The organism is Streptomyces sp. ISL-11, assembly GCF_018614525.1.
In the GTDB taxonomy this organism is placed as follows: Bacteria; Actinomycetota; Actinomycetes; order Streptomycetales; family Streptomycetaceae; genus Streptomyces.
This window is the reverse complement of record NZ_JAGGOL010000136.1, coordinates 543-10,517: the sequence shown is the minus strand read 5'-3', so window position 1 is coordinate 10,517 and position 9,975 is coordinate 543. Positions and strand designations below refer to the sequence as shown.

9 protein-coding genes, 1 tRNA gene and 1 pseudogene are annotated in these 9,975 nt (G+C 70.6%); 3 read left to right on the top strand and 8 right to left on the bottom strand.

Going from position 1 to position 9,975, the window contains the following annotated elements; all coding sequences use genetic code 11:
- The 6 genes from pth to J7E86_RS24705 all read right to left on the bottom strand — a co-directional run.
- Positions 1 to 514 (bottom strand): aminoacyl-tRNA hydrolase (pth, locus tag J7E86_RS24730; RefSeq protein ID WP_215084345.1); only part of this gene is annotated, 514 nt, incomplete at its 3' end.
- 86 nt (positions 515 to 600) lie between these two features.
- A complete protein-coding gene (locus J7E86_RS24725) occupies positions 601 to 1,176 on the bottom strand; it encodes a 50S ribosomal protein L25/general stress protein Ctc (protein ID WP_215084344.1) in 576 nt (191 codons plus the stop codon).
- A gap of 181 nt (positions 1,177 to 1,357) precedes the next feature.
- Complete coding sequence (locus J7E86_RS24720; protein WP_215084342.1) at positions 1,358 to 2,335, bottom strand: ribose-phosphate diphosphokinase; 978 nt, start codon at positions 2,333 to 2,335, stop codon at positions 1,358 to 1,360.
- Positions 2,336 to 2,408: 73 nt separating this feature from the next.
- Positions 2,409 to 3,884 carry a bifunctional UDP-N-acetylglucosamine diphosphorylase/glucosamine-1-phosphate N-acetyltransferase GlmU gene (gene glmU, locus J7E86_RS24715; RefSeq protein WP_215084340.1) on the bottom strand — a complete coding sequence of 492 codons (1,476 nt, stop codon included), beginning with the start codon at positions 3,882 to 3,884 and terminating at the stop codon, positions 2,409 to 2,411.
- A 117-nt stretch (positions 3,885 to 4,001) separates the two neighbouring features.
- A tRNA-Gln gene (locus J7E86_RS24710) sits at positions 4,002 to 4,072 on the bottom strand.
- An 11-nt stretch (positions 4,073 to 4,083) separates the two neighbouring features.
- Positions 4,084 to 4,848: a helix-turn-helix domain-containing protein gene (locus J7E86_RS24705; RefSeq protein WP_374223854.1), complete on the bottom strand. Its 765-nt coding sequence runs from the start codon at positions 4,846 to 4,848 to the stop codon at positions 4,084 to 4,086.
- Positions 4,849 to 5,003: 155 nt separating this feature from the next.
- Between J7E86_RS24705 and J7E86_RS24700 the strand changes: the two genes are divergently transcribed.
- Complete coding sequence (locus tag J7E86_RS24700; RefSeq protein ID WP_215084336.1) at positions 5,004 to 6,365, top strand: sensor histidine kinase; 1,362 nt, start codon at positions 5,004 to 5,006, stop codon at positions 6,363 to 6,365.
- A 147-nt stretch (positions 6,366 to 6,512) separates the two neighbouring features.
- Here J7E86_RS24700 and J7E86_RS24695 read toward each other — a convergent pair whose 3' ends face one another.
- Entirely contained in the window at positions 6,513 to 7,019 is a 507-nt protein-coding gene (locus J7E86_RS24695) for an SUKH-3 domain-containing protein (protein ID WP_215084334.1), read from the bottom strand.
- An 8-nt stretch (positions 7,020 to 7,027) separates the two neighbouring features.
- On the bottom strand, positions 7,028 to 7,567 hold the full coding sequence (locus tag J7E86_RS24690; RefSeq protein WP_215084332.1) for a YwqJ-related putative deaminase: 540 nt from the start codon (positions 7,565 to 7,567) through the stop codon (positions 7,028 to 7,030).
- Positions 7,568 to 7,941: 374 nt separating this feature from the next.
- Here J7E86_RS24690 and J7E86_RS24685 point away from each other — a divergent pair, with 374 nt between their 5' ends.
- Positions 7,942 to 8,919, top strand: coding sequence for an SMI1/KNR4 family protein (locus J7E86_RS24685; protein ID WP_215084330.1), 978 nt, complete (start codon positions 7,942 to 7,944; stop codon positions 8,917 to 8,919).
- A gap of 7 nt (positions 8,920 to 8,926) precedes the next feature.
- Positions 8,927 to 9,975, top strand: a pseudogene (locus J7E86_RS24680) (hypothetical protein); the annotation flags it as partial.

Sequence of the window (9,975 nt, the reverse complement as noted above, 5' to 3'; positions counted from 1 at the left end):
CCTCGAACGCCAGCTCCTTGCGCTCCGTGGACGAGAAATCCTTCAGCACGAAGTCCGCCACCTGCATACGGCCAGGCGGCCGCCCGATGCCGAAACGCACCCGGCAGTAGTCCGGACCCATCGCCTTCGTGATCGACTTCAGACCGTTGTGGCCGTTGTCGCCACCGCCCAGCTTCAGCCGCAGCTGCCCGAAATCGATGTCCAGCTCGTCATGGACCGCGACGATCCGCTCGACCGGAACCTTGTAGAAGTCCCGCAGCGCCGCCGTCGGACCACCCGACAGATTCATGAACGACATCGGCTTCGCGACGACCACCCGGCGGCTCGAAGGCCCCGGCGCACCCAGCCGGCCCTCGACGACCTGCGCCCGCGTCCTGTGCGCCTTGAACTTCGCGCCCAGGCGCTCCGCGAGCAGGTCGGCCACCATGAAGCCGACATTGTGGCGGTTCCCCGCGTACTCCGGGCCGGGGTTCCCCAGTCCCACGATCAACCAGGGGCTCGTATCGTCCGTCATCCGCACATTCTCCTTCATAAGCCAACCGCCGCCCCACTCCGAGGAGCGGGACGGCGGCTGAAAGAAAAACTGAGGGGATCCGAGGATCAGGCCTCGGTGCCCTCGGCCTCGGCCGGGGCCTCGGTCTGGGCGCCCATGACCTGCAGGACGACGATGTCACCGTCGACGGCCAGGGTCGTGCCGGCCGGCAGGACGACGTCCTTCGCCAGCACGGAGTCACCGGCCGCCAGGCCCGCGATGTTCGCGGTCACGGACTCGGGGAGGTGGGTGGCCTCGGCCTCGACCGTCAGGGTGTTCAGGATGTGCTCGAGCAGGTTGCCGCCCGGGGCCAGCTCGCCCACGGTCTGGACCGGAACCTCGACCGTGACCTTCTCGCCCTTGGAGACGACCAGCAGGTCGACGTGGACCAGGAAGCCCTTGAGGGCGTCACGCTGGACGGCCTTGGGGATGACCAGCTCGGTGCGGCCCTCGATGTCCAGGGAGAGCAGGACGTTCGGGGTCTTGAGCGCCATCATCATGTCGTGGCCCGGCAGGGTCACGTGAACCGGCTCGCCACCGTGACCGTAGACAACGGCGGGGACCTGACCGGCAACACGGGCGCGGCGGGCGTAGCCCTTGCCGAACTCGCGGCGGACCTGTGCGGGGATCTTGACCTCGGACATGAGCACTCCTCGTAGTAAGCGAAAGATCTGACGGCCGTTACCCGGCCCACGACAGACCTGCTACGAAGAGCGCGTCGATAACGGACCGCCGCACACAACGGTGCGGCCTCCCTCGCCGAGCAACTTGTGAAGTGTACCCGGCGGGGAGGCCGCCCAGAAATCGATCAGTGAGGGAAGGCTGTTACGCCTGCTCCTCGAAGAGGCTCGTCACCGAACCGTCCTCGAACACCTCACGCACCGCGCGGGCGATCGTCGGCGCGATCGACAGCACCGTGATCTTGTCCAGCTCCAGCTCACCCGGAGTCGGCAGCGTGTTCGTGAACACGAACTCGCTCACCTTCGAGTTCTTCAGACGGTCCGCGGCCGGACCCGAGAGCACACCGTGCGTGGCCGTCACGATGACGTCCTCCGCACCATTGGCGAACAGCGCGTCCGCGGCGGCGCAGATCGTGCCACCGGTGTCGATCATGTCGTCGACCAGGACACACACCCGGCCCTTCACGTCACCGACGACCTCGTGCACGGTGACCTGATTGGCGACGTCCTTGTCACGGCGCTTGTGCACGATCGCCAGCGGCGCGCCCAGACGGTCGCACCAGCGGTCGGCGACCCGCACGCGGCCCGCGTCCGGCGACACCACGGTCAGCTTCGCGCGGTCCACCTTGGCGCCCACGTAGTCCGCCAGGATCGGCAGCGCGAACAGGTGGTCCACCGGGCCGTCGAAGAAGCCCTGGATCTGGTCCGTGTGCAGGTCGACCGTGAGAATCCGGTCCGCACCCGCCGTCTTGAACAGATCGGCGATCAGACGGGCCGAGATCGGCTCTCGGCCGCGGTGCTTCTTGTCCTGACGGGCGTAACCGTAGAACGGCACGACCACGGTGATGCTCCGGGCGGAGGCCCGCTTCAGAGCGTCGAGCATGATCAGCTGCTCCATGACCCACTTGTTGATGGGAGCCGTGTGGCTCTGCATCAAGAAGCAGTCAGCACCACGAGCCGACTCCTGGAAGCGGACGTAGATCTCGCCGTTGGCGAAGTCGAACGCCTTGGTCGGGACCAGGCCGACGCCCAGCTGGTGCGCGACCTCCTCGGCAAGCTCGGGGTGGGCGCGGCCGGAGAAGAGCATCAGCTTCTTCTCGCCGGTCGTCTTGATCCCGGTCACAGCACAGTCTCCTTGGATGTCGCTTTGTGTGCGCTTATCACGGTACGCCCCGCACGGCGTGCCCGTGTCACGGTCACTGCTCGCCGGCGGCGTCCTCGGACGCCGGACGAACCTCTCGACTAGCAGCAGAAGCGGCCTGTGCGGCTGCGCTTCCGGGGCGCTTACGAGCAACCCAGCCCTCGATATTCCGCTGCTGCCCGCGTGCGACAGCCAGCGAACCCGGGGGCACATCCTTGGTGATGACCGAGCCGGCCGCGGTGTACGCGCCGTCCCCGATCGTGACCGGAGCCACAAACATATTGTCCGAGCCGGTACGGCAGTGCGAGCCGATCGTCGTGTGGTGCTTGTTCACACCGTCGTAGTTCACGAAGACGCTCGCCGCGCCGATGTTGGTGAACTCGCCGATCGTCGCGTCGCCCACGTACGACAGATGCGGCACCTTGGTGCCCTCGCCGATCACGGCGTTCTTCATCTCGACGTACGCGCCCGCCTTGGACTTCGTCCCCAGCTTCGTACCGGGACGCAAGTACGCGTACGGGCCCACGGTGGCGCCCTCGCCGATCTCCGCGCCGTCCGCGACCGTGTTGTCCACGACCGCGCCCGCGCCGACGGAGGTGTCCTTCAGCCGCGAGTTCGGGCCGACCTCGGCGCCGGTGGCGACGTGCGTGGCGCCCAGCAGCTGGGTGGCCGGGTGCACGAGCGCGTCGGGCTCGAAGGTCACCGAGACGTCGATGAACGTGGAGGCCGGGTCCACGACCGTGACCCCGCTCATCATCGCCGCGTGCAGCAGCCGCTCGTTGAGCAGCTTGCGGGCCTCGGCCAGCTGGACCCGGTTGTTGATCCCGAGGATCTCCCGGTGGTCCCCGGCCACGGCCGCGCCCACCCGGTGCCCGGCCTCGCGCAGGATGCCCAGGACATCGGTCAGGTACTCCTCGCCCTGGCTGTTGTCCGTACGGACCTTGCCGAGGGCGTCGGTGAGGAGTCTCGCGTCGAACGCGAACACGCCGGAGTTGATCTCCCGGATCTCGCGCTGCGCGTCGGTGGCGTCCTTGTGCTCGACGATCGCCGTCACGGCGCCGGTGTCGTCGCGCACGATGCGCCCGTAGCCGGTGGAGTCCGGGACCTCGGCGGTCAGCACGGTGACGGCGTTGCCGTCGGCGGCGTGCGCGTCGCTGAGGTTCTTGAGCGTTTCGCCGGTCAGCAGCGGGGTGTCGCCGCAGACGACGACCACGGTGCCGTCGAGGACGGTCCCGCTCTCGCCGAGGGCCTCCAGGCCCATGCGGACGGCGTGGCCGGTGCCGTTCTGCTCGTACTGCACGGCGGTACGGACGTCCGGGTCGATCTCCGTCAGGTGCGCGGCGACCTGCTCGCGGGCGTGCCCGACGACCACGACGAGGTGCTCGGGGTCCAGCTCGCGGGAGGCGGCGACGACGTGCCCGACGAGGGAGCGGCCGCAGATGGCGTGCAGGACCTTGGGGGTCGCCGACTTCATGCGGGTGCCTTCACCCGCTGCGAGGACGACGACGGCTGCCGGGCGGTTGGCGCTCACGGGTGTGCCCTTCGGCTTCGGGTGGTGGACATCCGAAGGATACCGGTGCGTTTAGAGGAGGAAACGCGGGCGGGTCCTGACCTGGGCGGTCAGGACCCGATGCATTCGAACTTCCAGCTCCCGGGGAAGGAATCGAACCCTCATTCAATGGACCAAAACCATTTGTCCTGCCATTAGACGACCCGGGATGGTTCGTCCGCTATGTCCGATTCACTTGATCGGGCTTTCGCGCAGCCACCACTATGCCGTACCACCAGCCTTCGATGCGACGGTACAGCCGTGCGCTGTTGGTGACGTAGATCTTCAGACAGCCCCGGTACGACTCTCCTCGGTTGAGGCGGTTGGTCCCCGGATTGTCCTTCTTGATGCACGGCTTCCAGAACTGATCCGTGGGAACGTCGATGAGATCCGACCAGAATCGGGTGGTTTTGGTGATGTCCGCGCTGTCGTGGATGTGAAGGCTGCACCGGAGGCGGTCGCGCCCAACGCCCAGGAGCTCCAGCCAGCGCACAAAGACCCTGATCATCTGCGGGTCGCTGTTGATGAAGGAGATGCACTCCCGCCGGGCGTACGCCTTGTCCTTCTGGCCTTCCGCCCAGTACAGAGCCACTCCGACTAGGAGAAGCTCGCGATCGCTCGTGCCGCCGACCTCCAGTGAGGCTTCGTGGGCCAGTCGGCGGCGTTCCTCGTCCCGCTCTCTGCCGAGCCTGGTCTGCGCCTCTTCCATGCGTTGCATCCGCTCGACGTGGGCCCATCTCGGTGCCGGCTTCGGCAGGTCCCGTACCCATGCGGAGATCGAGCTTTTCGAGCAGCCGAGCTCGGCCCGGATCTCGTCGTAGGTCATCCCTTGCGACCGGAGTTCGCGGGCTCTCAGTCGCACCTCGTCCTTCGCGTTCGGGTGTCTGGTCCAGGCGGGGCGGGGTGTGTCCTGTGGATTCCGCTCGTCTCGGTGTGTCTCGGTCATGCGTTCAGGCTCGTCCCGGACGTACGCGCATATGACGAAAACCCGGTCGATTCAACAGTTCGAGGGAAACTAGCCGGATTCACCCCCAATCGCTCACACCTCGTGCTGCCGCACGTACAGGAAAACCGGTGGCGAGCGCCCGTAGTCTGGGTGGTATGAGCACAACGGGGGCAATCGCGGAGGCGGGCGCGCGGGGCGGGCCCGGAGGGCCTTGGTGGTGGACGCGGCGGCGGAGCATGGTGCTGGATGTCGTGCTGGCGCTGCTGTCGGCGATGGAGTGCGCGGCCGAGGGGATCTCGTTCGCGGGGGACATCGGGGTGCCGGGGGTGCTCGGTGTCGCGGTGGGGGTGCCGGTCGGGGCGTCGCTGGTGCTGCGGCGGCGGTGGCCGATAGCGGTGGTGCTCGTGGGGATCGCGACGACGCCGGCGGAGATGGGGTTCCTGCTGGCCATCGTGGGTCTCTACACGCTGGCGGCCTCGGACGTGCCGCGCCGACTGACCGTGGTGCTGGCGGGGGCCTCGGTCGCGGGGACGTTCCTGGTGGCGTTCGTGCGCTTCCACGAGGACCTGGGCGAGGACGGCGGCCGGCCGGGGATGTGGCTGGTGACGTTCTTCTCGGCGCTGATGTCGCTGGGGCTGTCGGCTCCGCCGGTGCTGCTGGGGTTGTACGTGGGGGCGCGGCGGCGGCTGGTGGAGAGTCTGCGGGAGCGTGCGGACGGGCTGGAGCGTGAGTTGTCCCTGCTGGCCGACCGGGCGGAGGAGCGGGCGGTCTGGGCGCGGAACGAGGAGCGGACGCGGATCGCGCGGGAGATGCACGACGTGGTGGCGCACCGGGTGTCGTTGATGGTGGTGCACGCGGCGGCGTTGCAGGCGGTGGCGTTGAAGGATCCGGAGAAGGCGTCGAGGAACGCGGGTCTGGTGGGGGATATGGGGCGCCAGGCGTTGACGGAGTTGCGGGAGATGCTGGGGGTTCTGCGGACGTCGTCGGACGGGGTGGCGTCGGCGCAGGCGGCCGCGGGTTCGGCGCGGCTGGCGGAGGTGGCCGCGGCGGCTTCGGCGCGGGTGGCGGCGCCTGCCGGTGCGGGTCCTGTGGGGGACGGTCCGTGTCTGGACGGGCTGGAGGATCTGGTGGGGCAGTCGCGGGCGGCGGGGATGGCCGTGGAGTTGTGTGTGGAGGGGGAGGAGCGTTCGTACGGGGCGCGGGTGGAGCGGACGGCGTACCGGGTGGTGCAGGAGGCGCTGACGAACGTGCACAAGCACGCGCCGGGGGCGAAGGCGCTGGTGCGGGTGGCGCACCGGGAGGGTGAGGTGGCGTTGCAGGTGGAGAACGGTCCGTCGGTGGGTGGGGCGGACGCGGGGTTGCCGAGTGGTGGCAATGGTCTGGTGGGGATGCGGGAGCGGGTCGTGGCGCTGGGCGGGGCGTTCGTGTCGGGTGTGACGGACGCGGGGGGTTTCCGGGTGTCGGCGGTGATTCCGGCCGGGGAGTCGGGTGCGGCTCCGGTGGTTGTGCCGGCCTGAGCCGGGCGGTTCCCCGGACGTGGTGGGGCCCGTTTTGGAGGGTTCCGGATTTGGCTGGTTCTCGACCCCGTTTTGGCCGGTTCTCGACCCTTGTGCACGGCCTTGTGGGTGGTGTGCCGGGTGGGGGTGTTTTCGGCTTTCGGCGGGTTACGGGCGTGGGCCGGCCGAGAGGCGTGCGGGGCGGGTGCCGGTGACGAGGGCGCCGATGGCGCGGTCGATGTCGGAGCCGAGGTACCAGTCGCCGGTGTGGTCGAGGCTGTAGACGCGTCCGTGGGCGTCGATGGTGAGGAGTGCCTGGCCTTCGGCTTCCTGGCCGAGGGGGCAGACGTCGGCGCCGAGGGCGCGACCGAGGTCGGCGACCGTGCGGGCGAGGTGGAGCCCGTGCAGGGGGTCGATGTGGAAGGGCGTGGGGGCGACGTGGCGGCCGGGGCCGGGGGCGGCGATGTGGAGGCCGCCGAATTCGGCCCACGCTTCGACGGCGGCGGGGAAGACGGTGTGCCGGTGGCCGGCGGGTGAGGTGTGGGCGCGCAGGGCGTCGGCCCAGCTCTCCGCGGCTTTGATGTCCCAGCGGCCGGGTTGCCAGCCGGCCTCGCGGAGGGCGGCGTCGACGGCGACGGGGAATCGGGTGGCGGCGGTGCGGTCGAAGGCGCGCATGGGTTCAGTCAGCTCTTGCCGTGGTTCGGGGCGGCGGGGTCGACGGCCCGTACGCCGAAGTGGGTGAGGAGGGCGGTGCAGGAGCGGCAGGGGGGTGCGTAGTCGCCATGGCGGGGGTCGCCGTCCTCGCGGATGTGGCGGGCGGTGAGCTTGGCGTGTTTGAGGGCGCGTCTGGCCTCGCCGTGCGTGAGGGATTTGCGGGCGGCGCGTTTGCTGCGGCCGGTTTCGAAGGCGGTGAGAAAGCGGGTGAGGAGGAGGGCTTCGGGACATCGGCCGGTGAAGCGTTCGCGGCGGTCGCTGGTGAGGGTGTCGAGGAAGTCCTGGACGAGGGGGTGGAGGGCGGGCGGCTGGTCGGCCTTGCCGCCGGTGCAGGTGAGGGTTTCGCCGCGGACGGAGAGCGCGGCGGCGACGGCGGGCAGGATTCCGTCGCGGCGGTGGAGCAGGGCGGGGGACCGGTCGGCGTCCTCGGTGGCGCTCCAGGTGAGCCGGGGGTCGCCGGGTGCGGTGGCACCTTCGTCGGCGGGCCGGCGGTCCTGTGTTGTGTGCATGGTGTGGTTCTTCCCTCCCGTGCAATCCCCCTGTTGCGGGGTTCAGCCTGCCAAATGGGGTGGCGGGTGTGGAAGTCAGGTCGGGGTTGGGTGAGTGTCGTGTGGTGTTCATGTGCCGGGTGATCGCTGTGGGGCGTGGGTCGTCGGGGGTGCGGTGATGGGTGCCGGGCGGTGGGGAGTGCGGCCGCAAACGGGGTCCGTGGCGGGGCCCCCGTCTTGCGGCACCGCATAGGCTGTGCCGCACGGGGTGTTCTCGGCCATGGGGACACCGACCGGCCGGGCCGTCCCGTGGCGCGGCCGGGGTCTGGTGGCCCGCGGCGTCCGCCGCACATGTCCGGGCCGGCAGGGGACAGAGTCAGCAGGGGGCATCCGCCATGACGACAGGTCGGCTCGGGCAGCAGGCCGCGCCACCGAACACGGCCTACGCCGGGCAGGTCGTGCACTTCCCGGACCCGGTACGGGCCGGCCGCCACCCCAAGGGTGTGCGGGTGGACGACGACGGTTTCCCGGATTTCTCGCCGTACGCGCGGGCCGCCGCGGAGATCGCGGAGCCGCCGGAGGGTTTCGGCGTGGACGAGCTGCGGCTGACCGACTACGTGTCGGCGAATGCCGCTCTGCACTCCGAGGGCCATGAGCTGTGGGCCAGTCTGCCGCCGGTGGCGACGCCGCACGGCTGGACGTGGCACCACGTGGCGGGCACGCGGCGGCTGGAGCTGGTGCCGGCCGAGGTGAAGGCGTTGCTGCGGCATCACGGCGGGCTGGCGACGGCCGCCGTGGACCAGGAGAAGCGGGGCACGCGGCCGCTCCAGGAGACCCGGCCGGTGCACTTCGTACTGCCGCAGCGGGACCTGGCGGTGACGGAGGAGCAGGTGCAGGGCGTCGAGGAGGACCTCGGCTACCGCCTGCCCGGCGCGTACCGGGCGTTCCTGAAGGCGGCGGGCGGCTGCGCGCCGGTGGGCGCGGCGCTGGACGCGGAGTTGGGTCTGCTGGTGGACCAGCCGTTCTTCACGGTCCGCGACGACGCGGCGGTCAATGACCTCGTGTACGTGAACAAGTGTCTGCGGGACCACTTCACCAAGGACTATCTGGGTGTGGGTTTCGTCCAGGGCGGCGTCCTGGTGGTGAAGGTACGGGGCGAGGCGCTCGGTTCGGTGTGGTTCTGCCCGTACGACGACGCCCGGGACCGGGACGGCTGGACGGTGCAGGAGCGGGTGGAGCGGCTGTTGTTGCCGTGCGGTGAGGACTTCGACGATTTCCTGTCGCGGCTGGCGGGCGGTCCGCCGGAGCTGGAGACGGTGGCGAACCTGATGGTCGACGGTGGCTTCGCGTACGCCGTACCGGTGGAGGGGTGAGCGCGGGATGGTGACGTTCGCGCAGGCGCAGGAGCGCGCGGAGCGGTGGGTCAACGGTGACGTTCCGGCGTACCAGCACCGGGAGGTGCGGGTGCGGGAGTTCGACCTGGGCTTCGTGGTCTGGGCGGAGGACCGGGAGGACGGCCCGACGTCGGACGGCGGCCGGGCGCGCCTGGTGATCGCCCGGGACAGCGGGGAGACCACGCTGTGGCCGGCGCTGCCGGTGGGCGAGGTGATCCGGCGTTACGAGGAGGAGTACGGGGCCGTGGATGAGTCGGTGCCGGAGGCCGAGGGGCCGCCGAAGCGGTTGGACCTGGAGGCGACGTCGTTCCTGCTGAGTCCGCCGCAGTGGTTGCAGGACGCGGCGGACGCGATCGGGATACCGGACCGGCGGTCGGGTTCGACGGGGGCGGCTGCGCCTGGGGCTTCCGGTGCGCCTGGCGCTCCTGGGGAGCCGGCCGCCGCGCCGGAGGGCGAGCCGGAGCCGCTGGTGGCGGCGTCGTGGCCCGACGCCGATGCCTCGCCGGCGCCTTCGGCGGAGCCGATGGGGGAGACCCCGTGGCCGGGTACGGAGGTGTCGGACGGTTCCGACGGCCCGGTCGGGGCGACGCCGTGGGCGGGTGCGGACACGAACACGGGCGAGGGCGACGGCGACCGTTCCGTCGGCCTGCCCGCGACGGTCCTGGCGCCGGCCCTGTCGGGTACGGACGAGGACGACGCTCCGGCGCCGGGTGTCCGGCCGGACGCGAAGACGGCGCTGATGGCGACGGGCAGCGCGCTGCCGCCGACGGCGATCGCCCCGGCGATCGAGGACCCGTCGGGCCGGCCGCCGTACGCGCCGGGGGCGCGTGGTGAGGGTGACGCGAACGTTCCGGGTGGGCAGGGCCTCCGGCCCGGGGTGGGCGCGTCGGTGCCGCCCGGGCCTGCGGGTGCGCCCGGTGCGGGTGGCTCGAACGTCCCGGGTGGACCGGGTGCCGGTGGTCCTGTACCGCCCGGCGCTCCGGGTGTTCCGGGCATGGGCGGCTCCGGTGTGCCGGGTGCGCCCGGTGCCGGTGG

What these genes read in the sequence shown, in the direction of transcription:
- J7E86_RS24725 (WP_215084344.1), bottom strand. Translation starts at nt 1,176, where the DNA reads ATGTCCGAGGTCAAGATCCCCGCACAGGTCCGCCGCGAGTTCGGCAAG.
- J7E86_RS24705 (WP_374223854.1), bottom strand. Translation starts at nt 4,848, where the DNA reads ATGACCGAGACACACCGAGACGAGCGGAATCCACAGGACACACCCCGC.
- J7E86_RS24700 (WP_215084336.1), top strand. Translation starts at nt 5,004, where the DNA reads ATGAGCACAACGGGGGCAATCGCGGAGGCGGGCGCGCGGGGCGGGCCC.
- J7E86_RS24695 (WP_215084334.1), bottom strand. Translation starts at nt 7,019, where the DNA reads ATGCGCGCCTTCGACCGCACCGCCGCCACCCGATTCCCCGTCGCCGTC.
- J7E86_RS24690 (WP_215084332.1), bottom strand. Translation starts at nt 7,567, where the DNA reads ATGCACACAACACAGGACCGCCGGCCCGCCGACGAAGGTGCCACCGCA.
- J7E86_RS24685 (WP_215084330.1), top strand. Translation starts at nt 7,942, where the DNA reads ATGACGACAGGTCGGCTCGGGCAGCAGGCCGCGCCACCGAACACGGCC.